Here is a 23,577-nt window from a genome sequence, read left to right as displayed (position 1 = left end):
AGGAAGGCAGATGGCTATGCATTATAATGAAACATCACCACGGAAAAACGTATCCGAGCCGATCGTCCGCGTAGAGAAGCTCGAGGTGAATTTTGACGGCTTCAAGGCCATCCGCGGTCTTGATTTCGCCCTCTCGGCCGGCGAGCTCCGCTTTCTCATCGGACCCAACGGGGCAGGCAAGACGACGCTGCTTGATGTCCTGTGCGGCAAGGTCAAACCGTCGCAGGGCAAGGTGCTGTTCAAGGGGCAGACCGATCTCGCCCGGCACCAGGAGCATCAGATTGCCCAGCTGGGCATCGGCCGCAAGTTCCAGGCCCCTTCCATCTTCGTCACGCTGACCGTGCAGGAGAACCTGCTCCTCTCCATGCGGCAGAAGCGCGGTCTTCTCAGCACGCTGGTCGCCAAGACGACCCCGGAGCAGCGGGAGCGCCTGCACCACTACCTCGAGATGATCGGACTCACCGACAAGGCGAGAGAAAAAGCGGGCTCCCTCTCCCACGGGGAGAAGCAGTGGCTCGAGATCGGCATGCTGCTCATCCAGGAGCCGGAGCTGCTCCTGCTCGACGAGCCGGCCGCCGGCATGACCGACAGCGAGACCGAGAAGACGGGCGAGCTGCTGCACCGCATCTCCGACAAGCAGACTGTGGTGGTGGTGGAGCATGATATGGATTTTGTTCGTCAGTTCGCGAAGACCGTGACGGTGATGCACGAAGGCACCGTGCTGTGCGAGGGAACGATGGCGGAAGTGCAGAACGACGACCGCGTGGCGGAAGTGTACCTGGGAAGGCGGGGCGAGCGCAATGACTGAGAACACGATGACAGAGAACATGATGATGGAGAACACAGCACCAAAGACGGCCGGTGCGGGGCAGGCTTCGGGCGCGGGCCTGGAGCTGAAGCACCTCGAAGCCGGGTACGGGGAGAGCATGATCCTGCGCGACGTCTCCCTGACCGTGAAGCCCGGCCAGGTCGTCTGCCTCATGGGGCGCAACGGCGTAGGCAAGTCGACGCTGATGAAAACCGTGATGGGCCTCATCAAGCCGAAGCGCGGCACGATCGCTTACGGCGGGCAGAACTACACGAAGCAGCCGCCGGACCGCCGGGCCAAGGCGGGCATCGGCTACGTGCCGCAGGGCCGGGACGTCTTCCCGCAGCTGACGGTGGAGGAGAACCTGCTGCTCGGCCTGGAAGCGGCGGACGCCAAGCTGCGACGGGCGGGCATTCCGCAGCACGTGTTCGACAAGTTCCCCGTGCTGAAGGAGATGATCCATCGCAAGGGCGGCGACCTCAGCGGCGGCCAGCAGCAGCAGCTCTCCATCGCAAGGGCGCTGGTGTCCGAGCCGAAGCTGCTCCTGCTCGACGAGCCGATGGAAGGCATCCAGCCGTCCATCGTGATGGATATCGAGCGCGTCATCGAGTCGATCAAGGCGAGCCGGACGATGTCCGTCCTGCTCATCGAGCAGAGCCTGTCGTTCGCCACCTCGATCGCGGACTACTACTATGTGCTCGACAAAGGCGTGATCGTAGCCGAGGGCAGCTCGGCCGATCTCAGCGAAGACCAGGTGCGCCGGCATCTGGCTGTATGAACCTGCAGGGCTTTTGGGCCCTGCGGGCCTTTTTTTGTTGACGAGGGTTCTGGGCGGCGAATCCTGTACACCCCACGCTGCCGCTGATTCAGCACGTTTCAAGCCGGGTAATGGTATATGATGTTCTGCGATTTTTAAAGCCTTCTCCCGCTGTGATAAAATGAGGGGTGAAGGAACCGCACACGTTCGTTGTGCACCTTTATACGATTCTCAGGGAGGGACAAGTATTCATGACAACCTATCAGCAAATCGGTGATAGAACGCTCCTGCATGACGGCGTACATATGCCCTGGCTCGGACTGGGCGTCTGGCAAACCAAGGGCGACGAGGTCGTCCAGTCGGTCACGAATGCAATCGAAACCGGCTACCGTCTGATCGATACGGCGGCAGCTTATAAGAACGAGGAAGGCGTAGGCCAGGCCCTCCGCGATAGCAGCATTCCGCGGGACCTGCTGTTCGTAACGACCAAGATCTGGAACGGGGATCAAGGCTACGACTCCACGCTCCAGGCTTTCGAGGAGAGCCGCAAGAAGCTGGGCCTGGAAGTCGTCGACCTGCTGCTGATCCACTGGCCGGTGAAAGGCAAATATAAAGACACCTGGAAAGCGCTCGTCGAGCTGAAAAAGCAGGGGCACGTCCGTTCCATCGGCGTCAGCAACTTCCAGCCGCATCACCTGCAGGATATCATCGACGACAGCGGCGTAGTGCCGACCGTGAACCAGGTCGAGTTCCACCCGCTCCTCCAGCAGACGGAGCTGCGCGCCTTCTGCCGCCAGCACAACATCCAGCTGCAGGCCTGGAGCCCGCTGATGCAGGGGAACCTGGATCTGCCGCTGCTTGCCGAGATCGCCGAGAAGCACGGCAAAACGCCGGCCCAGGTCGTCCTCCGCTGGGATCTGCAGCACGGTATCGCCACGATCCCGAAATCCGTCAAGAAGCACAGGATCGAAGAAAACGCGTCGATCTTCGACTTCGAGCTCTCCGACGAGGATATGACCCGGATCGACGGCCTGAACCAGAACAAGCGCTTCGGACCGGATCCGGATAACTTCAATTTCTAAGAGGCCAGCCCTTGTTGATGTACGCGGGTACATAGCGGCGAGGGTGAGGTACATTTTCGGTACCGGGTGGTATCCGACGTTTAGACAATAGACCGTGCAGGCTTCACTGCCGGGAAGAAGAACAAGCGCAGCCCTCTAGGGTTTGCGCTTGTTTGATTGGCCGGGCGCTGGGCACGTCCGCCTCTCCAGAGCGCTCGAAGCGTGGCTAGGACATGAGTCCACTGTGCTGGAGACGCTTTGGCGTGCTCCGCTCCTCCGTCTTTGTCACAGCCTTCGAAGCGGAGTTTTCGCTCGACTTCCCCTGCTTCACCCTATAGCTCGAAGCGGAGTTTGCTCCCCAACCCCTGTCTTTCACAAAGCCCGAAGCGTAAAAGTCCACTCGTCCCCTACTCCGCACACTGTCTTTAAGCGGACTTACAGACGGCGCTTTTTCTGGCCCGCTTCCGCTCTGCGGCAATCTTCGCTATGCTGAAAGCGAGCGGAACGGGAAGGAGCAATCCTCTGGGCAGCTTCAAATAAAATAGCGGAACCAGGATGCCTTATCGGCTTATTTCCCGGCATTTCCCAACAAATAACGGAACTCAGATGCCTTATCAGCCTCCGTGCGATCAAAAAACAGGGTCATCCCCTGAAATAGCGAACCTCCGTTCCTCTATTTCAAAAATGACCCTCCCATTGCCGGACATAACGCATTTGAGTTCCGTTATTTCCACTCTTCCTCTTAGGCGATGTATTGGCGGATCGGCGCAACCAATTTGCCCCGCCGGCTTCGCTTGCCCGCTGCTTTCGTCGCTCTCACTTCAGCATCCGCCGCACGATGCGCTCGTACCAGCGCCACGGCAGCAGCGGGCGCACCGTCTAACCACCATGCGCCTGGCCGGGCCGCTTACCCGCCGGCTTCGCTTGCCCGCAGCCTTCGCCGCCCTCACTTCAGGATCCGCCGCACGATGCGCTCGTACCGGCGCCACGGCAGCAGCGGGCGCGCCGTCTAACCACCATGCTCCTGGCCGGGCCGCTTACCCGCCGGCTTCGCTTGCCGCTGCCTTCGCCGCTCTCACTTCAGCATCCGCCGCACGATGCGCTCGTACCAGCGCCACGGCAGCAGCGACCGCCCGAGCAGTGAGAGGGCCACGCCCCTGCCGAGCGGATACCGCAGTTTCGGCCGCGGGGCGCGGAGGACGCGAAGCACCGCATCCGCGACCTCCTGCGGATCGGGCGCAGCCTCGGCGGTCCGCTGCGAGTAGCGCAGCACCGCTTCGAGCTCGCGGCGGTAGGGCGATCCTTCCGGGGCATGGATGCCTTCGAAGCCTTTGCGCCAGATCTCGGTCCGGTACGCTCCCGGTTCGATCAGCACGACATCGACGCCATAAGGCTGCATTTCCAGCCTCAGCGCCTCGCTGAAGCCCTCGACGGCGAACTTTGAGGCGGCGTACGGCCCATACCCCGGAAAGCCCGCCCGACCGCTGATCGAGGAGATGTTCACGATGCGGCCCCGCCGCTGCTCCCTCATCAGCGGGAGCACCGCCTGCGTCAAGGCGACGAGCCCGAAGAAGTTCGTCTCGAACTGGGCGCGCCAGGCCTCCATCGGAATATCCTCCGTATAGCCGCCAACCGCGTAGCCTGCGTTATTCACCAGTACGTCGATTCGGCCGTAGTCTTCGGCCACCTCCCGCACGGTATGCCGCACCGCCTCTTCGTCGCAGACGTCAAGCTTCCTACAGTCCACTCGCTCCTCCGCTCCTGCCCGGCGGGCTGCCTCCAGCAGAGCCTCCCCCTTCGAGAGGTCCCTCATCGCGGCAGCGACCATCCAGCCTTCTGCCGCCAAGGCGGCTGCAATGCGCAGCCCCAAGCCGCTCGAAGCTCCGGTCACCAGTGCCGTCGGCCTGCCTCTTCCACGCCGTACTGAGCTGCCGATTCTCATGCCGCTGTTCCCTCCCGCTCTCATTCCTGCTCTACGTATTGTGTCACAAGCGGGGAACGGAATCCAGCGAGCCCGATGATCGCGGTCACTCCATGGCTCCTGCGCACCTCTCCTGCACCCGCCAGGCGGCTGCGAGCCGGGCCAGCCCCTCCGCAGCGTCAATCCGCGGCTCATAGCCCAGTCCATCCCGGGCGGCCCGGATGTCCAGCGTCTGGCTGCGCCCGAGTACTCCGACCATATACCGGGTAAGCAGCGGCTCCGGCCGCCCGCCTCTCAGCCGCGAAGCCGCTTCCATGGCAGCGGCCCACCCGTAAGCCGCCCGGTAGGACAAGGGTCTGGCGTTGAGTTTCTCACCCAGGGTGCCGAACAACCGGGGCAGCAGGTGCGCCAGGCGGACCGCCTCCCCGTTCGAGATGTTGTATGCCTGGCCCAGCGCCGAAGCCGGTGCCGCCTGACACAGGAGCAGCGCATCGACCACATTGTCGACGAAGGAGAAGTCCACCACGGCCTGGCCGCCGTCAATGAGCGGCAGCCCATGGCGGGCATTCGCCCGGAGCAGCCTCGTCAGCAGGGAGCCCCCGCCTTCCCCGGCGATCATCTGCGGCCGGATGGTCACGACGGGCAGGCCCAGTCTGCCCGCCGCTTCCACCTCCAGCTCCGCAAGCCGTTTCGTCTGCAGGTAAGCGTTCGCCATCCGCTCCGGCAGCGGGCCGCACTCGGTCAGCCCCATCCGGTCCGTATAATCAAAGTACACCCCCGCCGTAGAAACATGCACCAGCCGGCCCACATCATGCCGAAGACAGCCCAGGAGCAGATGCCGGGTTCCCGTCACGTTGCTTTCGTATAAATCCCGGTAATCCCCCCACGGTGAAGTCAGCGCAGCGCAGTGAAACACGGCATCCATGCCTGCGCATGCCGCCTCGATCCGTTCCCTGTCGCCCATATCCGCCCGCAAAAAACGGATCCCCCGCTCCATCAGGCGGCGCCCTTTATCCTCCCGCCGCCCCGCCGCGGTCACATCCCAGCCCAGCATAGCCAGCCGCTTCGCCAGCTGTCCTCCGAGAAACCCGGTTCCACCGGTCACCAATGCCCGCATCTCTCACCATTCCATTCGACATTCTTATCTTTATTGTAAGAAAATCGAAGGCCCCGGTAAGTACTAACTTCCCCTAGTACCGCGAAGAACGCCTGAGAGGCCCGGCAAAAAAATCAACGCCGCCCAGTCAAGAAATCCGGGCGCTTCTCATAGAATGAATCGTGTGCCTACCGCGGTCAGTCATCGTGCAATTGCCGAAGAATTGAGCCAAGCGGCCGCTCTGTTCCTATTCCTGCCCGGCCGTGTGTCATCCATTCCACTAAGCAGCTTTCGGGCTGCGAGTCCTGAGGAGGTTCCAACGAACCATGTTCAACAATCCTTATCCCATTGGCACGGGTCCTGCGGGGTACCCCGGCTATCCTTCCATGCCCGGAGGCGGCCAGCCTTCCGGCCAAGGCATGCCAGGGGCCGGCTTTCCGCCCGGATACCTGCCGCCCGGTGCGCCTGGAGCACCCTCGCTTCCAACCGGCCCTTCCATACCGGGCCAGCTTCCGATCGAACAATCATACATCGAGAACATTCTGCGGCTGAACCTCGGCAAGATCGCTACGCTGTATATGACCTACGAGAACAACTCCCAGTGGAATGCCAAAATCTTCAAGGGGAGACTGGAAGCGGCCGGCCGTGACCACATCATTATCAGCGACCCGGCAACGGGCATGCGCTATCTGCTTCTGATGGTCAACCTGGATTACGTGACCTTCGATCAAGAGCTGCAGTATGCCCCTTCGTTCGGCGGAGGGTTCGGCGGAGCCGGTGTTCCCGGCGGATTGGGCGGTGCAGGCGGTCCTGGCGGCACGGCTGGATTCAACGGTGCAGGCGGACTTGGCGGCACGGGTGGCGGATTTGGCGGTGCAGGCGGACTTGGCGGCACGAGTGGCGGATTTGGCGGTGCAGGCGGACTTGGCGGCGCGGGAGGCGGATTTGGCGGTGCAGGCAGTCCTGGCGGCGCGGGAGGCGGAGGCGGTACCGGCGGGAGATAAGCAGGAAGCAGCCTCTCTCAGCCGGGAGCAATCACCGCGCATGCCGAAACAGGCGGAACGCATCTGCGTTCCGCCTGTTTCCTATGCATTGCAGCCAGGCCGCCCCTCTTCGTTCACCGAGCGCCCGGTGAAAATGACTTCGATCATCTTCCCTCAGCAGATGCGTCATGCGCGGCCTGTACGACGGGAAGCGATGGGTCAGGTCCTGTGCCTCCAGCTGCCCAGAGGTTAGAACAACGTTCCTTAGGCGCTCACACGGTCAATTGGCGGCAGGATGCCGTTTGCCGGCCAAGCCGGCAAACGATGGCCCGGTGAAGGGACGACCTGGTGGAAGAATTACGCCACGACATGCCGCAGCAGGCGATGCCCGCTGCGGGGGCCCGTCCACAACCAACGGGGGTTCCGTATGCTGTGCCAGGTGCCCTATCACCGCGAAGCCGCCCCGTTTAAGAGGCCAGTTCGCTCCGAAGCTCCTCAATCTGGGCCGAATGACGCAGGATATGCAGGGCCAGCAGCTCTTCCCACTGTGCCGCACTCAGAATCCCGTACACGGGATGAGGCATCGAGTAGCCGCTGCCCTCCTGCGATTCCGGTACGGACGAGAAGACCGTCTCCAGCTGCACCAGTGACTCCTCCAGCCGCTGCTTCGCTTCCTCCAGGCTGCCGATCTTTCCGGACGGATGACCGAAGGGCGGAGCATTGTACTTGACGGAACGGTCCAGCAGACTGCCAAGGTCCTTCGGCGCCGCAGCCTCTCCCGCCGGAGCCTGAAGCACTCCGCGCAGCGCCTCCGCCACGAATAGCTCCATTGCGTACAGGTGTTCGATGTTACCGAGCACCGACCAGCTTTCTCCGACCCGCTGCTCGAGTTGATCACCGGACAAGCCTTCTACGCTTTCCCACAACGCCTGCCTTGCTTCCCGCAATGTGGTCATTCCCACCGCCGCCTCCTCAAATGGAACCTTTTTTGGGATGATAACCCTATTTTATAGGAAGGCCTGTGACGCTGCAAACCATCTGCGCTCAAGGCTTCAGTCCGCTGAAGACGAGGAGGATGAGCAGTTTCACTACCATAAGTACGAGCCCCATCAAGGTCCCCACGAAGAACAGAAACAGAAAAACCGTCACCGTCTTCCGGACCCGCCCGCGGATCGGTTCATCAATCAGAAACGAGAGCGCAATGGTCAGCAGGACCAGCAGGGCATATCTCCACATATACGGAACGCTGAAGGCAATCGAGAGGCCATAGAGCAGCGAAGACGGGTACATCAGGTATTTCGTTTTCAGGGTCATATCTTCATTCGACTTTCTCACCTGTGGGATCAACGGTCAAGCCTCCAATGGTTAAAAAATTCGGATCGGAATGCAGCCCGAAATACAGCTATATGCCCTCCGAATGAAATCATTCCACTCCTGTTACATTATAGCTGAACCTGCCGCCCCCCGGGACCCGCTGCCTCCTTCCAATTGCAGGGGTGAAAAAAATCACCGTACCGCCTATAATGAAAAGCATGCTTACCGGTATAAAGGAGAACTTATGAGCCCCAGAAAGCCTGTCATCGAAGAGATCGATTATCTCCGCGGCTTCGCTTTCCTCGCCGTGGTCATGCAGCATGTCGTCGGCCATTACGCCTTCGAGCCGAAGCTGCAGCTGGCAGACGGTGTCCTGCTCGGCATCCTGCTGCTGCTGGCGAAGTTTGCCGTACCGCTGTTTATTTTCATCACAGGCCTGGTCCTGTTCTACAATTACGATTCGGGCGTGGCCTACGGCCCCTTCCTCCGCAAGCGGAGCAGGGACATCCTGCTGCCCTACCTCCCTTGGGCAGTCCTGTACGCGTTCATCGTGATGGGAGGGTCCGCCTTCTCCTCCTGGGAGGGGCTGCAGAAGTTCGGGAGGCTCCTCTTCACCGGGGAAGCTTCGTACCACCTCTGGTACATCGTCATGACGTTCCAGCTCTACCTGCTCTTCCCGCTTCTGCGCAAAGCCGTACTGTGGCTGGACCGCCGGGCCGGCCGCTCCGGCGCCGCCCTCCTCGTGTTCGGCGGCCTGCTCTATGTCTGGTATGCCGGGCATCACAGCCTTGTCGACGAGACAATGATCGGGCTGCGGATCCCGGTTCTCTCGGATTTGTTCGGCGAGTACCGAGACCGGAACAGCTGGTATTTCCTGTACTATTTCGTGCTGGGTGCCGCGGCCGGCCTGTACCTCCCCCGCTGGAAGAAGTGGATTGTGCGCTGGCAATATGTCATCATCGCCGCCTATGCAGCCGTCAATCTGTACCTGCTGTACCGGATCGTCTCGCACTTCGAACTGCATCCGGAGCTCGTCATGCGATACAATGACACGTTCCTGGTCCAGCCTCACATGGCGGTGTTCCTGATCGTCTCCGTGCTGGCCATGCACGCCATGTCCATTCGCTTCGGGAATCTTGCGCCGGCGCGCTTGAAGCGGCTGATCAAGCAGGCCGGCTCCTACTCCTACACGGCCTATCTGGCTCATGCGCTGGTACTTCAAGCCGCCGTTTGGGCCGCGGACCTGACCGCTCCGGCAGCCTCCGTGATCGTGCGGTCGGTGCTGTCCTTCCTGCTCTGTGCCGCCGGCTCGGTCGGTGCGGCCATGCTGCTGCGCCGGGCTGCTCAGGCTTGGCAGAAGCGCCGGGCTTAGCACCGATGCCTGCACCACATTGTTATCGCAGCAGACAAAGCCCCGATCACCTTACTCCACCTAGTGGAAGCAGGGTTGTCGGGGCTTTTGCGCGATCTATTTGCCGACCAGCAGTCTTCGGACTGCCTCATCCATGATCTCTTCGGTAATTCCCGCCAAAAAAAGAAGCCCCCGCTCCCCTCTGCCAAGGCAGAAACGGGTGCCGAAAGGCTTCCCTACACTTACTTCTACAGCCCGATCGAAGCGATCACGCCCTTGAGCTTGTCGGCCGATGCCTGCAGACGCTGCCGCTCTTCCTCCGTGATCTGCAGGCCCAGCACCTCGCGCACTCCGGTGCGGTCGACCACACAAGGCACGCCGAGATACACGTCCGAGATGCCATGGTAGTCCTTCAGCAGCGTCGACACGTTCAGCACCGCCGCTTCGCTGCGGAGGATGGCCGTGCAGATCCGGTCAAGCGCCAGCGCGATCGCATAATACGTGGCACCCTTGGCTTCGATGATCTGATAGGCGGCGTCCCGCGTATTGGCGAAGATCTCCGCCTTCTTCTCCTCGTTGAGCGAGAGCTGGCCGCCCGCAATGTTCGAGAGGCTCCACAGCGGGAGCTCCGAATCCCCATGCTCGCCGACGATGTGGGCGTGCACGCTCCGCGGGTCCACCTGCAGCTCCTGGCCTATAAGGTAGCGGAAGCGGGCGCTGTCGAGCAGCGTGCCCGAGCCGATAACGCGGCGGGCCGGCCAGCCCGACTTCCTCCAGGTGAGGTAGCTCATGACGTCCACCGGGTTCGAGGCAACAAGCAGGATGCCGTCCTTGTTGTACTTCAGCACCTCGTCCGTGATGCTCTCCAGAATCGCCGCATTGCGCTTCAGCAGGTCGATCCGCGATTCGCCCGGCTTCTGGGCCGCCCCCGCCGTAATGATCACAATATCCGCATCGCGGCAGTCCTCGTACGTTCCCGCCCACACATCGGTATTGCCGAGGAACGGCATGCCGTGGTTCATGTCGAGCGCGTCACCCTTCGCCTTCTCCGCGTTGGCGTCGATCAGCACGAGCTCATCCATCCGCCCCCGAAGCAGCAGCGTGTAAGCAGTAGTCGAGCCCACCGCGCCCGTGCCGATGACAACGATTCTTGTTTTTTTCGAAAATGGTGTTCTGTTCATGTCCGATTGCCCCTTTATCCTCAAGTATCATGGTCATCCATCGTTCCGCAACCCAGCTTACTATCCGGCTTTCCCGGAGGAAGCCCCGCCGTTCAAATAGCTGTAAAGCACGCCCATCATCACGCCGCCGCCGATCATATTGCCGATCGTGACCGGGATGAGGTTATGGAAGACGCCCGCCCACGAGATCGTCCCCGGATGGTTCAGCACCAGCGCGATCGCGAAGGTGCACATGTTGGCGATGCTGTGCTCATAGCCCGAGATGAAGAAGCAGAACACGAAGAGCATCATCGCGAACATCTTGGCCCCGTCGCCCTGCAGCTTCATCGGGATGAAGAAGGCCATGCAGACGAGCCAGTTGCACAGGATCGCACGGAAGAACAGCTCGAGCCCGGGCGTATTCATCTTTTTGTCCACGACGCTTAATAGAAAGCCGTTCACGGAAGCATCGTGATACAGTCCGGTGGCCAGAATCAGCAGGGCAAAAGCCCCCGCCCCCAGCGCATTCCCCAGGTAGCTGAACCCCCAGATCCGCAGCGTCTCCTTCCACGGGATGCTTCCCCTCAGGGAAGCCAGCGAGAAGTAGAACGTATTGCCCGTGAAGAGATCGCCCCCTCCGTAGTAGATCAGAATAATGGCGGCCCCGAAGGTCAATGCGGCGAGCGGATATGCGAAAGGGGAGTGCTCCAGATAGAAGTAATTGCCGGTCTTGAACGCCACAATGACCCCGAAGCCGATGAACATGGCAGCCAGCATGGAGCGGAGGATGAACCGGACCGGGTTGTCCCGGAGAATCCCCCATTTTTTCAAGGCCAGCTCCTCAACCTTTGCCAGTGCTCCGTCTTCCATGTCCAGCTCCCCTTCCGCTTTTCTGTTGAAGAGAGTGTACCATGGCTTTCCAGTAAGGGGATGTGAAGCAGATCACATGCATATGGCCGAACTGTTTCTTTTTTGCATGGCCGCGTGCCGAGGAGCACGGCTAATCATTTCATTGGCTTTTTGGGGGCCGCGGCGGGCCGTGAACCCCGAGGAAGGACTGTGATCCAGTTCACATCCGGCACCCCGGGTTCGTCCATCCCCTGTTATAAAAGGGAATTACAGGAAGTTAAAAACGGAGGATTGCCTGCAATCGCCCGGCTTGCCTACGATGTAAGGGCAGGAAGCCTGCCGCCCCAGCCCCTCGGCAGACCTGCCTGCAAACAAGCAATGAGGAGGTGTTCACCGAAAAAGCAAGCCTGTAAAGCGTTCATGAAGCCGTGACGCCAAACCAATCCAAACCAACCCATTGGAGGAATGATGATGCGCAATCAAACCATGAAGAAAACCGGAATCGCTTCCCTGACCGCCGCCCTGCTCGCCGCTGCCGTACTGGTGGTTCCGGCCCAGGCCGCCCCTGACTTCAGCCAGGTCGGCTACTCCACCCTGAACGGGGGAACGACCGGCGGCGAAGGCGCGAACGCGGTCACCGTGACCGTCAGCACGGGCTCCGCCCTGCAGGCGGCCCTGAAGGCCAAGGACCCGAGTAAGCCGCTCAAGGTCTACGTCAACGGTACGATCACTCCGGCGAACTCCCCGGGCCTGTCCAAGATCGATATCAAAGACATCAATAACGTCTCGATCTACGGGGTGGGGACGGCCGGTGAGTTCAACGGCATCGGCCTCAAGATCTGGCGCGCCAACAACGTCATCGTACGCAACCTCAAGATTCACCACGTCAACATCGGTGACAAGGACGCCATCTCGATCGAAGGGCCGGCCAAGAACATCTGGGTCGACCATAACGAGCTCTACAACTCCCTGAATGTCAACAAGGACTACTACGACGGCCTCCTGGATGCGAAGGGAACCGGCGCGGAGTACATTACATTCTCTTGGAACTACCTGCACGACAGCTGGAAAACCTCGCTGGTCGGCTCCTCCGACAGCGACAACTATGACCGCAAAATCACGTACCACCACAACCGGTGGGAGAACGTCAACTCCCGTACGCCGAGCTACCGCTTCGGCACCGGGCATGTCTTCAACGACTACTACTACAACGTGCTGGAGAGCGGCATCAACTCCCGGATGGGCGCCAAGCTGCGCATCGAGCACAATCACTTCGAGAAAGTGAACAACCCCATCACCTCGCTCGACAGCGACGCGGTCGGCTACTGGCATGTTGTGGGCAACAAGTTCGTCAGTTCGACCGGCAGCCAGCCGACAACCTCGACCACGACGTTTACTCCGCCGTACAGCTACACGCCGGATGCCGTGGATAACGTCAAAGCGCTGGTCACGCAATATGCCGGCGTAGGCAAAGTGAATCCGTAACCTTCCGGGCAGAGGCAGGCGGGGCCAAACGGTCAGGGGCGCACGATGATTCTCCGTCACGTCCGCGCCCCGCCCCACTTGCATGAACGGCTCCGCCGTCCTTAAGGACGGCTGGGCGATTGCCGGACGAAAAAGCGGCCCTCCTATCGGGAGAGGCCGCTTTTGAACTGTTGTTCGGCGGGGACGGCAGAGGGCTGCCGAGTCTTCCCAAACGGTATGTTCCTTGGGCTTACGGCCCCACACCCCACTGCAGCGTAGCGGATTACGTATGCGGTCACTTGGTTCCGGTCCGCGGCTGATTCTGAATTTTTTTTGACACTTGCGTATAATCAGCGTATTGGAATTGGAATAAGGAGGTTTTAGGGATATAATCTAGTAGGAGTTTGGAATCTATGGTACAATTTCTACGATAAAATGACGAATAAGGGAGATAAGATCATGGAAAAAACACTGATTTTCGGTCATAAGAACCCGGATACCGACACAATCTGCTCCGCCATCGCGTATGCTGAGCTGAAGAAAGAGCTCGGCCAGAACGTGGAAGCCGTACGCCTCGGCAGCGTAAACGGTGAAACCCAGTACGCGCTGAACCACTTCGGCGTAGACGCGCCGCGTCAGGTAGACAGCGTTGCAGGCGAAACGAAGAGCGTCATCCTCGTCGACCACAACGAGCGCCAGCAAAGCGTAAGCGACATCGACCAGGTGCGCGTGCTCGAAGTTATCGACCACCACCGGATCGCCAACTTCGAGACGAGCTACCCGCTCTACTACCGCGCTGAGCCTGTAGGCTGCACGGCTACCATCCTCCTCAAGATCTACAAGGAGAAAGGCGTATCGATCCGCAAGGAAGTGGCAGGCCTGATGCTGTCGGCCATCATCTCCGACTCCCTCCTCTTCAAATCGCCGACTTGCACGGAAGAAGACGTTGCGGCAGCACGCGAGCTGGCCGAAATCGCAGGCGTGAACGCCGAGAGCTACGGCCTCGAGATGCTCAAAGCCGGCGCGGACCTCAGCGACAAGACGATCGCCCAGCTGATCTCCCTCGACTCCAAGGAATTCACGATGGGCTCCTCCAAGGTCGAGATCGCTCAAGTCAACGCGGTTGACGTGAACGACGTTCTCTCCCGTCAGGACGAGCTGGAAGCCGCTCTGAACGCGGTCATCTCCGAGAAGGGCCTGGACCTGTTCGTCTTCGTGGTAACGGACATCCTCAACAACGATTCCGTTGCTCTGGCACTCGGAAGCAAGACGAACGCAGTCGAGAAAGCTTACAACGTAACGCTCGAGAACAACAAAGCGCTCCTCAAAGGCGTGGTATCCCGCAAATCGCAGGTTGTGCCTGTCCTGACGGAAGCCTTCAACAGCCTGTAAGAGCCTGAACCCCTGGGCCTGGTGAATAGTTACATAAAAACGGACCTCCGCTTCAGCGCGGAGATCCGTTTTTTTCGTTGCAGGGTACGGCAGCTGCCCTATGAATTCCCGGCCACCGCTCCTGCATACAACTGCGGCTCACGTCTATCGTAACGCCAGGTTGAAGCACGGCCGCATCGATTGCCGGCAAGGCCAGGCCGTTCGCTGGGCCGGCGGAAACCGGCGCACAGGCCGCCGGCCAGCCCTCTCTCACCCCCGCCGCTCCCGCTCCCCTTACGGATAGAACGTGCTCTGCGGCGTCGTGCTCGGGCACCAGCGCGAATTCATCAGGAACCGGATCAGCGTGTCCTTCGCCTGCTCCGTTCCGATGTAGTGCAGCGCTTCGGCGGCATGACCCCGCACATAGCGGTTCTCGTCCTCCAGCGCGGCCGCAAGCTGCGGCACCGCCGCTTCGGCCGGGGCGCCGAGACGCGCCAGCGACAGGCCGGCGGTGAAGCGCACCTGCACGTCGGCGTCCTCGAGGCAGCGGGTCAGACCGGCGACCGCCTCCGCCGCCGGCGTGCCGATGAGGCCGAGCGCTTCGGCGACAGCACGGCGCACTTCGGCGGGCGCGCCCGCCTCGAGCAGCCGGTTCAGCGCCGGCACGCTGCCCGCGGCGAGGTACCGCAGCTCGCCGAGCGCGAACACGGCATACTCGGCCGTGAGCGGCTGCGGGCTGCCGAGCGCGGCGGTCAAGCCGCCCACGGCTTCGGCGCCGGCGGCCGACAGGCCGTACGTCGCCAGCCGCGACGCGTGCCCGCTGCCCCGCTCGAGCGCCGCGAGCAGCGCCTGCACGCCCGGTGCGCCCATGCCGGCCAGCGTGTACGCCGCGTTCAGCGCCTCGGGCTCGGACGCCTCTTCCAGCCGTGCCGCCAGCTCCGCCGCGCGGCCGGCATCCGCCGGCTGCGTGCCGGCCAGTGAGCCGACCCGGCCGCAGAGCCAGTTCCAGGTCTCCTCCCACAGGAGGTCATGCTCGTGGATCTCCGTGCTGAAGGCGGCGGGCCGTTTCCAGCCGGCTTCCCGGTGGTCCCAGCTGGGCGCCGACGGCGCCTGCGTCCGCATGAACTCGAATTTGAGCATATAGCGTTCCTGCCCGAGGATATTCGCTGTCGACCGGTGCCAGATGTCGTAGTGAATCAGCGCGAAGGTCCCCGCTCCCCCGCTGGCGAGCGCTTCTCCCGTCACTTCATCCGCTTCGAAGACCCGTGACTCATAGTTCTGGGTCCCCGGCATAATCCCTGTCGGTCCGAGCTCCACCGGCGTGTCCTGCGGGAAGTACATGATCATCGCCCACCACGGGTGGTGGTTGCGCATCCGCTTGTAGCCCCAGTAGCTGTCCTTGTGCCAGCCTCCGGCCTTCGGCGATGCGTTGAAATGCCCGTGCCGGTGGGTATGCATCAGGTAGCCGGGGCCGAGCACGCTCGTCAGCGCACCGGTGACGACCGGGTGGTCGAAGATCATCTGCACCTCGCGGATCCGCGGCAGCAGGTTGTTCCCCGGGTTGCCCTCGTTCTCGTAGACATGCGTCAGCTGCTGCAGCAAACTGCGGTGAAAGTCTTCAGGGAAATCCGTCTTCAGGATGAGGAACCCTTCCGTAATAAAGGTTCTCATCTGCTCATCGGTAAGTAAAACAGGCTGCCGTTCGTTGTTCATCTCGATCCCTCCCGGATGGCGGAGCTCCTGGCTCCTTGACTCTGGTTCCATTATAGAAGGACGGCCGCGGCCGGAACATAGACAAAGCTAAGCCATATTTGCACAATCCTAAGCTTCCCAGGGACAAATCCAGCGCCTCGGCATACAAAAAGAACCGCCGGACCCTTCTCCGGCAGCTCTCGCTTGGACTGCGTATTGCATTCGCACTTTATGGCCATTCCGCTCTTATGGAATGTACTGCTGAATCATCCGTACCACCTGACCGTTCTTGACCACGAGATGATATGGATACTCCTGCAGGTAAGGCTCGGCCTTCAGAATCTCGGTGAACCGCTGAAGGGAGACCTCCTCGTTCCACTGGATGCCGGCACCGCCCGGCTCGCCGGTCCGGTTGTAGATCTGCATCAGCACCTGCACATCCGGATGGACGGGGAGCGTACGCAGCTTCGGATTTTCATTGACGATATAATAACCGTTCGGCGCCGCACTCAGGCCCGAATCGGGTTCTTTCTCCGCGAAGACCCGGTCGGCTTCGGTTCCTTCAAACCACTGGATATAGTCGGCCGTAAGATTCAGACCGCCATCCTGCCCGTAGGTCAAACCGGTAATGTAAGCCGGATGCGTGTCAGGACTTGGGGGGACAGGGACATAGCCGCCGCTCGAAGCGAGCGCAGCTGCAGGGACAAGGAGGGATAGGATCAGCGCGTAGAGTACAAGGCGTACTTTGTTCATGGATGCGGCTCCTTTGAATGAGGTTATACTCATCATTACACGTTTGAAGCCGTTTGAAAACAAGCTCCGGACCCCTGCGGCAAAATAATTTTTGTAGGTCAAGGGCTCTACGGCCGCCGCGTTCTTTCTAGTGCCGGCGGAATCCCCCCTCCGCGCGCATAGGATCACTGGCCCCCAGGCCCCGACAAGTTCCGCCTACCGGCCATTCGTTCTTCCGTACTGCTTGGCGTACCGGCAGATCCGGTGGTACATGCTTTTGTCCTTGAGCGCTTTCAGCGGATAGAACTGCGGGCGTGTATTGATCTCCAGGATCCACATGCGCCGGCTGCGGTCGATCGCCACGTCGAGCCCGAGCTCGCGGAAGCCTTTGCGGTGCCGGTCGAAGCAGCGTCCGGCATGGGTCCCCATCCGCTTCAGCTGCCATTTCATGCGGTCCCGCCGCTCCTTGGAGATACCCGCTCCTTTGAGCGCCGTGGGCAGAAGCACGATCCGGCCTCCCTGATGATAGTTGTTGACCACCTTGCCCGGCCTGCCGAGCTTCGCGAAAATCCCCGTCGACAGCCACCTGCCCCGGCTCGTTTTCTGCACCATGACACGCAGATCGAACGGCTTCCCTTGGCTCTTCAGCAAATGAATGCCTCGCTGCAGCAGGTAGGGACGCCGGCCGGCAAACCGCTTCAGTTCGGCATGGAGACTCCCCAGGGAGGTCAGCACCCGCTTCTTCTCACCATGGTGCAGCAGATACTTGCCGGACGCCAGGCGCTCAATGCGCGCAATGCCGTTCCCCCCGGAGCCACGGGTCGGCTTGAAATACACGGACGAAGGGTAGCGCTGCAGCATGGTCTGCAGACCGCTCCTGGTAAAAGGCTTCGTGTCGGGAACATGGGGCTTCAGCGCTTTGCTGCCCAGCAGCCACTTGGTCTTTCCCCACTTGTCGTTGTAAGTCAGACTGGTCACGTTGATACGCAGCCTCCTTTCTCCACAGTGTACGCCAAGCTCCCCCGTTTGCCTCCGCCTCTGTCCTACCTCGCCGGAGCGAAATCGCGGACTTCGTGCAGAACGGCTTCGATCTCGGTCAGGATCTCCTCCGGTAGCTGCGCCTCCACCGCCTTGACATTCTCCTCGATCTGGGAAGGCCGGCTCGCGCCGATGATGGCCGAGCTGACTTCCGGACGCCGCAGCACCCAGGCAAGGGCGAGCTGGGAGAGCGTCAGGCCCGCACGGGCCGCCGTCTCTTCGAGCTTCTGCACGCACTCGAGCACCCGGTCCTGCAGGTAGCTGCGGATGACACCGTTCACCTGATCGTTGGCCGCGCGGCTGTCCTGCGGGAGCTCGGCCCCCGGCTTGTACTTGCCTGTCAGAATGCCCTGCGCCAGCGGGGAGAACACGACCTGGCCGATGCCGTTTCTGGCGCTGACCCCCATGACGTCCTTCTCAATGTAGCGCTCGAACATGTTGTAGATCGGCTGGTTCGCGATCAGCGGACGCAGGTTCAGCCTCCGGCCGATCTCCGCCGCCTCCGCGATCTGAGGCCCGCTCCACTCGCTGACGGCCGCATAGAGGATTTTGCCCTGGGCGGTCAGATCGTCGAGTGCCCGCAGGGTCTCCTCCAGCGGTGTCCCTTCATCGTAGCGGTGGCAGAAGTAGATATCGATATAATCGGTGCCGAGGCGCTTCAGGCTGGCTTCGCACTGCTCCATGATATGCTTGCGGGACAGGCCCCGGTCGTTCGGACCGCTGTCCATGGGGAAGTAGACCTTCGTCGAGAGCACGTAGCTCGACCGCCGGTAAGGCTTCAGGGCCGCCCCCACCGCCTCCTCGCCGGCTCCCCGGTTATACGCATTGGCGGTATCGAAGAAGTTGATGCCGAGGTCGAAAGCCGACCGGATGCAGGCATCCGCCGCTTCCTGCTCGGCTGCCGTGCCATACGTCAGCCAGCTTCCGAGCCCGATCTCGCTGACCTGGATGCCGCTGTTTCCTACGCGTCTGTATTTCATTCCTCTCTCTCCCGTTCCATTCATCATTTTTTGGGGACTTCCCGTCTCCGATTGCAGCTTCCCGTTTCCGATTTGCAGACTTCCCATTCCATTGGATACCGCTTTCACTGCACTTCAGCGCTATTATAGCCTACCACTGGGAACGCGGATAGTACGCAACTCCGGGAAACCTAGTTACCTTCACGATAGTCTCCCTCCCATCTCTAGCAAAAGTTGAACGCACCCCCTCCCGTATAGTAGGATAGATTCCGACAAGATTCCTAAATATTCCCGCGAATTGGAGGATTCCCCATGTCCCGAAAGTACGGCAAGAAGCACCTGGCCGCCGCCTTCCTGTGCGGCACGCTCTTTTTCTCCGGCTTATCCTATGCCGCGACGCAGTCCATCGACGTCTCCTTCCCGCAGCTGAAGTTCTTCGTGAACGGCGAAGACAAAACGCCGGCCGCCGAATTCGACAACAACGGCACGAAGGTTCCTTCCTCGCTGATCTATGAGGGCACTACCTACGTACCGCTGCGCATGGTCGGCCAGATGGTGACCGAAGCGGTCTACTGGGACGGCAATACGTCCTCCGTCTCCATCGGCCAGCCGCACGTGCTGCTGACGGACGCCGCGGGCAAGAGCCTCGGCAGCGCCGTACTGACGGCCGCTCCGCAGGGCGTCTCCGTCAAAGTGAGCGTCTCCGGCCTGACGCCGGGCCTCCACGGCATTCACGTGCATGAGTCGGCCATCCAGGGCAGCGACTTCAAGACAGCGGGAGGACACTTCAATCCCGAAGGTAAAAAGCACGGCCACGACAACCCCGAAGGCGCACATATCGGCGACCTCGTGAACCTGGAAGTGAAAGCGGACGGCACGGCCGAAGCCGAGCTTCTGGTCGAAGGCGCCACCTTGACCGCCGGCGATGAGCATTCTCTGCTCGGCAAGTCACTGATCATTCACGCCGCTGCGGACGACTACAAGACCGATCCGTCCGGCAATTCCGGAGACCGGATCGCGGGCGGCAATATTCCGCAGTAATTCCGGCCGTTCGACTTCTGGGGGCGGGGCGTCCACTCCAAGCACCGGCATTTCGGAGCAGCCACCGCAGTCCGTCCACCTAGTCCGGCCTCCGGGGACCCCAACAGGTCCCGGAGGGCTTCTGGGGCATCTTCCGCCTGTACGACTGAGCCCCCGGCATCTCCTGCCGGATCTAATGGATAATTCGACCTCTCCCAGTCCATGCTATAAGGCGGAGGTGATCCCCATGGATGAGCAGAAAGAAAGAATTACCTCGGTCGACCCCAAGACAGGCAAGTCCCATGAAGTCAACCTCGTGCTCGATCACGACGGACCGGGGAGCATGAAGCTCTCAACGGAGCCGGTAGAAGACGACAGCAAAGAAGGCCGCTGATTTTCAGCAGCCTTTTTTTATTCCCCTTGTCCTTAAAATAACGAACATTCCTTATTGACGACCAGGTAACGTTCGACTATTATAAGGTTGAAGTGACGATTTCATATCGATCAGTCGTATATCTTCGGGAATTGGCCCGAAGGTCTCTACGGGGAGCCTTAACTTCCCAGCTACGACCGGGTTCTTTTGCGGTACCCGGCGAAGCTGGGATTTTTTATTTTCGATGATAAAGGCGGAGATCAGTTGTGAGTCAAAGGTATGATTTGATCGTAGTCGGCGCCGGACCTGCCGGCATATTCGCATGCTATGAGATGACGCTGAAGCGTCCGGAAGCCAAGGTGCTTCTCGTGGACAAAGGACATGATATCTACAAGCGGAGCTGCCCGATTCTCGAGGAGAAGATCCGGCTGTGTCCGCCTCCCGCGGGCAAAAAGGACTTCTCCGGCTGCCTGCCGGCCTGCTCGATCACGAGCGGCTTCGGCGGTGCGGGCGCCTACAGCGACGGCAAATTCAACATCACCACCGAGTTCGGCGGCTGGATGACCGACTATCTGCAGCCTTCCCGGGTGCTGGAGCTCATCCGCTATGTCGATGAGATCAACCTGCAGCATGGGGCGGTGCCGGATCTGACCGACCCGACAACCGCACAGGTGCGGGAGATCGAACAGCGGGGATACGCGGCCGGACTCAAGCTGCTGCGGGCCCAGGTGCGCCACCTCGGGACCGAGCAGAACCTGGAGATTCTGAAGTCGATCTTCGAATATTTGGCCCCCCGTATCGAGATGCGGTTCAAGACGGAAGTCGAGGACATCCTGACAGTGAAGGACGGCGACTCGCAGGTCGTCAAGGGCATTGTCCTGTCCGGCGGTGACACCTGTGAGAGCGATAACGTGATGATCGCCCCCGGCCGCGACGGTTCCGCCTGGCTCGCCCAGGTGCTCAAGAAGCGCCGGATACGGATGTTCAACAACCAGGTCGATGTAGGGGTGCGGGTCGAAACCTCGGATATCGTCATGCGCGAGATCAATGAACATCTTTACGAAGGCAAATTCATTTACAATACATCGGTCGGCACGCGGGTGCGCACCTTCTGCAGCAACCCTTCGGGCCATGTCGTGGTGGAGAACCACAGCGGCGTGATGGCGGCCAACGGCCATTCCTACAAGGATGCCAATCTCGGATCGCCCAATACGAATTTCGCGCTGCTCGTATCCCACAAGTTCACGGAGCCGTTCGACAAGCCGAACGAGTACGCCAGAGAAATCTGCCGCAGAGCCAACGACCTCTCGAACGGCGGGGTCATCATCCAGAAGTACGGCGATATCATGCGCGGCCGCCGCTCCACGCCGGACCGGATCAAGGAAGGCTTCCTCGAGCCCACGCTGAAGGAAGCGGTTCCGGGCGACCTCGGTCTCGTGCTGCCTTATATTACGATGAAGAGCCTCATCGAGATGATCCAGGCGCTCGAGAAGGTGACCCCGGGCATCGCGGCGGAGCATACGCTTTTCTACGGCGTGGAAGCCAAGTTCTACTCCGCCCGTCCGAAGCTCACCGAGCAGTTTGAGACGGAGATCCGCGGTCTCTTCTGCGGCGGAGACGGCGCCGGGGTGACCCGCGGCCTGGCCCAAGCCGGAGCCGCCGGCGTATGGATCGCCCGCCAGGTCGTCGACCGGATCGGCTGATCCCTGCATCTATGCCGCGGCACGGGACATCGTCCGTTTGGTCTTCGGGAGAACCTATGCCGCGGCTGAATCGTCCGCCAAGCCATCGGGCGGATCGCCCTGATCCCTTCATCCATTCCGCGGCATGGGGCATCGACCGTCCTTCTCATCGAATGCAGCCGATGCCGCGGCTTTCTCTTCATTTCCTGCTTGATCTTCCGTGATTTCACCTAAAGTTTTTTTAAGGTCTTTCGACATACTTTTCAAAGTTCATCTGGTATATTTCTCTTACAACCGTTTCAGACAACCTTCCTTATTCGCCCCGCACCACCACCCCACCGATTCCCGGAGGTATTATGAAAGTTACATTGAAAGTCGAAGAGATCCTCCGCCAGATGGGGATCAGCTATGAGGCCTTTTTCCTCTATCACGAACTGGGCAAGGAACTGTCCGAACGGGATAAGGAAAGGGAGAAAGGCAGAGAAGACGAGGACAAAGACGAGGAACAGCGCTGACCACATATCCAAAAAATCCGGGACAGGTTCGGCTTCCTTCGGAAGGCGCCTGGCCCTTTGCGTCTTCGGGAGTCCTGATGAGATATAACTTCTTATACTTCGAAGCCGCTTCTCTTGTTCATGAACAGAAGGGGGGCTTTTTGGCCTGCATGCTTTGGGGCTGTGCGAAAACACCATTTTCCGCCGGACCGGAGGCGGGCAGGCTCTCGTCCAAGTGTTCCCGCCGCGCCATGAATACAATGGGTTTGGCATGTCACTGGGGAAGGAGGAGCACGCCTTCCCAATCTATCCGTGAAGGAGACATCAGCCCATGAAGCCGGCCAAACGGACCTTGGTGAGCAAGTGGACGAAAACCAAAAGACTGCTCCAAAACCGCGGTCTTCGGAAGTTCATTCCGGAGACGCGGCTCTTCAGCCGCACGAACCTGCTCTATCTATTAAAGAAATACCGCATGATCTATGTGAAGCCCGTCAAGGGCTCCGGCGGCAAAGGTGTAATCCGGGCCGAGGTAAGGCGGATACGCGGAAAAACACTGCTGCGCTATCAGCAGGGGACGACGATCCGCACATTCACCTCCTTCGGCGCCTTCTATGCTTCCCTGTACCGGACGAAGTTCCCCCGGCCGTATCTCGTCCAGCAGGGCATCCCTCTCCTGACCCTGCAGGGGCGTCCGTTCGATATCCGGGTCATGGTGCAGCGTACGGCCACCCGGAGATGGCGGACCACCGGCATCATCGGGCGGCTCGCCCACCCGAAACGGGCTGTGACGAACTATCACAGCCAGGGCCGGCCGCTGCCGCTTCGCATTCTCTTCGCCTCCCGCCTCTCTCCCGCCCGCAGACGCCGGCTGACCGCTTCCCTCGCGAGACTGGGGCTGAGAATCGCCCATGATCTCGGCAGGAAGTACCCCGGCTTCCGGGAGCTCGGCGTCGATGTCGGCATGGATGCGAGGCTGCACCCCTGGGTGCTCGAAGTCAATACCGCACCGGACGCGCGCATCTTCAATGAGCTGAAGAACAAGCGCATCTTCCGCCGGGTGCTGCTGTACGCCAAGGCGAACGGGCGGTATAAAAGCAGAAAGCTGCCGCGGGTGTAAGCTGCCTTTTCGGGCTCCGTGGCATGGTTGTTTTTGTTAAGATGATCGGGTTCGCTAGAAGGACAGCTCTTCAAGCCGGATGAAGTATCGTCCGTCTCCATCTGCGAATATAACAAAAAAGAGACCAGATCATGGTCTCTTTTTTGTATTCACCTATCAAGCTTACGTAAGCGGAAGACGGGAATCGAACCCGCGACCCTCGCCTTGGCAAGGCGATGCTCTACCGCTGAGCCACTTCCGCAGGTGGTGCGGTCGAGAGGACTCGAACCTCCACGGCTGTTACACCACTAGAACCTGAATCTAGCGCGTCTGCCAATTCCGCCACGACCGCATAT

At 60.6% G+C, this 23,577-nt stretch carries 23 protein-coding genes, 2 tRNA genes and 1 riboswitch; of the genes, 13 read left to right on the top strand and 12 right to left on the bottom strand.

The genetic code is table 11. The annotated features are described in order from the left end of the window. Positions 1 to 10 precede the first annotated feature (10 nt). From urtD to PM3016_RS05630, 3 genes are all read left to right on the top strand, one after another. Positions 11 to 808, top strand: coding sequence for an urea ABC transporter ATP-binding protein UrtD (gene urtD, locus PM3016_RS05640; RefSeq protein ID WP_013917386.1), 798 nt, complete (start codon positions 11 to 13; stop codon positions 806 to 808). Next, complete coding sequence (urtE, locus tag PM3016_RS05635) at positions 801 to 1,586, top strand: urea ABC transporter ATP-binding subunit UrtE (RefSeq protein ID WP_014368713.1); 786 nt, start codon at positions 801 to 803, stop codon at positions 1,584 to 1,586. Before urtD ends, urtE begins: the two co-directional genes overlap by 8 nt. Before the next feature lie 230 nt (positions 1,587 to 1,816). Beyond that, complete coding sequence (locus PM3016_RS05630; RefSeq protein ID WP_014368712.1) at positions 1,817 to 2,647, top strand: aldo/keto reductase; 831 nt, start codon at positions 1,817 to 1,819, stop codon at positions 2,645 to 2,647. Between the two features lie 1,054 nt (positions 2,648 to 3,701). Here PM3016_RS05630 and PM3016_RS05625 read toward each other — a convergent pair. Together PM3016_RS05625 and PM3016_RS05620 are read right to left on the bottom strand one after the other, a co-directional pair. Next, entirely contained in the window at positions 3,702 to 4,568 is an 867-nt protein-coding gene (locus PM3016_RS05625; protein WP_014368711.1) for an SDR family oxidoreductase, read from the bottom strand. A gap of 85 nt (positions 4,569 to 4,653) precedes the next feature. Further along, positions 4,654 to 5,664: an NAD-dependent epimerase/dehydratase family protein gene (locus PM3016_RS05620; RefSeq protein ID WP_014368710.1), complete on the bottom strand. Its 1,011-nt coding sequence runs from the start codon at positions 5,662 to 5,664 to the stop codon at positions 4,654 to 4,656. Positions 5,665 to 5,969: 305 nt separating this feature from the next. Here PM3016_RS05620 and gerQ point away from each other — a divergent pair, with 305 nt between their 5' ends. Further along, positions 5,970 to 6,647 (top strand): spore coat protein GerQ, encoded by a 678-nt coding sequence (gene gerQ, locus PM3016_RS41305; RefSeq protein ID WP_014368709.1) that lies wholly within the window; start codon positions 5,970 to 5,972, stop codon positions 6,645 to 6,647. Positions 6,648 to 7,093: 446 nt separating this feature from the next. On the opposite strand, the gene PM3016_RS05610 is transcribed toward gerQ, so the two are convergent. Continuing rightward, positions 7,094 to 7,582: a DinB family protein gene (locus PM3016_RS05610; RefSeq protein ID WP_014368708.1), complete on the bottom strand. Its 489-nt coding sequence runs from the start codon at positions 7,580 to 7,582 to the stop codon at positions 7,094 to 7,096. Positions 7,583 to 7,670: 88 nt separating this feature from the next. Next, positions 7,671 to 7,973, bottom strand: coding sequence for a hypothetical protein (locus PM3016_RS05605; RefSeq protein ID WP_014368707.1), 303 nt, complete (start codon positions 7,971 to 7,973; stop codon positions 7,671 to 7,673). A gap of 211 nt (positions 7,974 to 8,184) precedes the next feature. Between PM3016_RS05605 and PM3016_RS05600 the strand changes: the two genes are divergently transcribed. Next, positions 8,185 to 9,312 (top strand): acyltransferase, encoded by a 1,128-nt coding sequence (locus PM3016_RS05600; RefSeq protein ID WP_014368706.1) that lies wholly within the window; start codon positions 8,185 to 8,187, stop codon positions 9,310 to 9,312. Positions 9,313 to 9,539: 227 nt separating this feature from the next. Here the strand turns inward: PM3016_RS05600 and PM3016_RS05595 are convergent, their stop codons facing one another. Both PM3016_RS05595 and PM3016_RS05590 read right to left on the bottom strand, forming a co-directional pair. Beyond that, the gene (locus tag PM3016_RS05595) at positions 9,540 to 10,472 is read right to left on the bottom strand and encodes an L-lactate dehydrogenase (protein WP_014368705.1); all 933 of its coding nucleotides are present in this window, start codon (positions 10,470 to 10,472) and stop codon (positions 9,540 to 9,542) included. 60 nt (positions 10,473 to 10,532) lie between these two features. Further along, entirely contained in the window at positions 10,533 to 11,321 is a 789-nt protein-coding gene (locus tag PM3016_RS05590; protein WP_014368704.1) for a formate/nitrite transporter family protein, read from the bottom strand. A gap of 450 nt (positions 11,322 to 11,771) precedes the next feature. Between PM3016_RS05590 and PM3016_RS05585 the strand changes: the two genes are divergently transcribed. From PM3016_RS05585 to PM3016_RS05580, 3 genes are all read left to right on the top strand, one after another. Beyond that, entirely contained in the window at positions 11,772 to 12,785 is a 1,014-nt protein-coding gene (locus tag PM3016_RS05585; RefSeq protein ID WP_014368703.1) for a pectate lyase family protein, read from the top strand. 119 nt (positions 12,786 to 12,904) lie between these two features. After that, positions 12,905 to 13,084 carry a hypothetical protein gene (locus tag PM3016_RS38010; RefSeq protein ID WP_013917373.1) on the top strand — a complete coding sequence of 60 codons (180 nt, stop codon included), beginning with the start codon at positions 12,905 to 12,907 and terminating at the stop codon, positions 13,082 to 13,084. A gap of 139 nt (positions 13,085 to 13,223) precedes the next feature. Next, positions 13,224 to 14,156, top strand: a complete 933-nt coding sequence (locus tag PM3016_RS05580; RefSeq protein WP_014368702.1) for a manganese-dependent inorganic pyrophosphatase — start codon at positions 13,224 to 13,226, stop codon at positions 14,154 to 14,156. A 273-nt stretch (positions 14,157 to 14,429) separates the two neighbouring features. Here the strand turns inward: PM3016_RS05580 and PM3016_RS05575 are convergent, their stop codons facing one another. The 4 genes from PM3016_RS05575 to PM3016_RS05560 all read right to left on the bottom strand — a co-directional run bounded on the left by PM3016_RS05575 (position 14,430) and on the right by PM3016_RS05560 (position 18,577). Continuing rightward, positions 14,430 to 15,848, bottom strand: a complete 1,419-nt coding sequence (locus tag PM3016_RS05575) for a HEAT repeat domain-containing protein (protein WP_014368701.1) — start codon at positions 15,846 to 15,848, stop codon at positions 14,430 to 14,432. Positions 15,849 to 16,073: 225 nt separating this feature from the next. Then, entirely contained in the window at positions 16,074 to 16,580 is a 507-nt protein-coding gene (locus PM3016_RS05570) for a hypothetical protein (protein ID WP_014368700.1), read from the bottom strand. Between the two features lie 195 nt (positions 16,581 to 16,775). Then, positions 16,776 to 17,537, bottom strand: a complete 762-nt coding sequence (locus PM3016_RS05565) for a YheC/YheD family protein (protein ID WP_013917368.1) — start codon at positions 17,535 to 17,537, stop codon at positions 16,776 to 16,778. A 65-nt stretch (positions 17,538 to 17,602) separates the two neighbouring features. Beyond that, complete coding sequence (locus tag PM3016_RS05560) at positions 17,603 to 18,577, bottom strand: aldo/keto reductase family protein (protein WP_014368699.1); 975 nt, start codon at positions 18,575 to 18,577, stop codon at positions 17,603 to 17,605. Between the two features lie 291 nt (positions 18,578 to 18,868). On the opposite strand from PM3016_RS05560, the gene PM3016_RS05555 reads away from it, so the two are divergent. The 5 genes from PM3016_RS05555 to PM3016_RS05545 all read left to right on the top strand — a co-directional run bounded on the left by PM3016_RS05555 (position 18,869) and on the right by PM3016_RS05545 (position 23,242). Further along, complete coding sequence (locus PM3016_RS05555) at positions 18,869 to 19,597, top strand: superoxide dismutase family protein (protein ID WP_013917366.1); 729 nt, start codon at positions 18,869 to 18,871, stop codon at positions 19,595 to 19,597. Between the two features lie 226 nt (positions 19,598 to 19,823). Continuing rightward, complete coding sequence (locus tag PM3016_RS38430) at positions 19,824 to 19,970, top strand: hypothetical protein (RefSeq protein ID WP_013917365.1); 147 nt, start codon at positions 19,824 to 19,826, stop codon at positions 19,968 to 19,970. Positions 19,971 to 20,064: 94 nt separating this feature from the next. Beyond that, positions 20,065 to 20,163, top strand: a riboswitch (purine riboswitch). Between the two features lie 52 nt (positions 20,164 to 20,215). Then, entirely contained in the window at positions 20,216 to 21,652 is a 1,437-nt protein-coding gene (locus PM3016_RS05550) for an NAD(P)/FAD-dependent oxidoreductase (protein ID WP_014368698.1), read from the top strand. A gap of 335 nt (positions 21,653 to 21,987) precedes the next feature. Next, the gene (locus tag PM3016_RS38425) at positions 21,988 to 22,146 is read left to right on the top strand and encodes a hypothetical protein (protein WP_013917362.1); all 159 of its coding nucleotides are present in this window, start codon (positions 21,988 to 21,990) and stop codon (positions 22,144 to 22,146) included. 310 nt (positions 22,147 to 22,456) lie between these two features. Beyond that, the gene (locus tag PM3016_RS05545; protein WP_013917360.1) at positions 22,457 to 23,242 is read left to right on the top strand and encodes a YheC/YheD family protein; all 786 of its coding nucleotides are present in this window, start codon (positions 22,457 to 22,459) and stop codon (positions 23,240 to 23,242) included. Positions 23,243 to 23,411: 169 nt separating this feature from the next. Here the strand turns inward: PM3016_RS05545 and PM3016_RS05540 are convergent. After that, positions 23,412 to 23,483: transfer RNA gene (locus tag PM3016_RS05540), tRNA-Gly, on the bottom strand. Between the two features lie 3 nt (positions 23,484 to 23,486). After that, a tRNA-Leu gene (locus tag PM3016_RS05535) sits at positions 23,487 to 23,573 on the bottom strand. Between the last annotated feature and the right edge of the window lie 4 nt (positions 23,574 to 23,577).

This window comes from Paenibacillus mucilaginosus 3016, from assembly GCF_000250655.1.
Taxonomy (GTDB): domain Bacteria; phylum Bacillota; class Bacilli; order Paenibacillales; family NBRC-103111; genus Paenibacillus_G; species Paenibacillus_G mucilaginosus.
The sequence above is the reverse complement of the archived record's forward strand: the minus strand, read 5'-3'. Positions and strand labels throughout refer to the sequence as shown.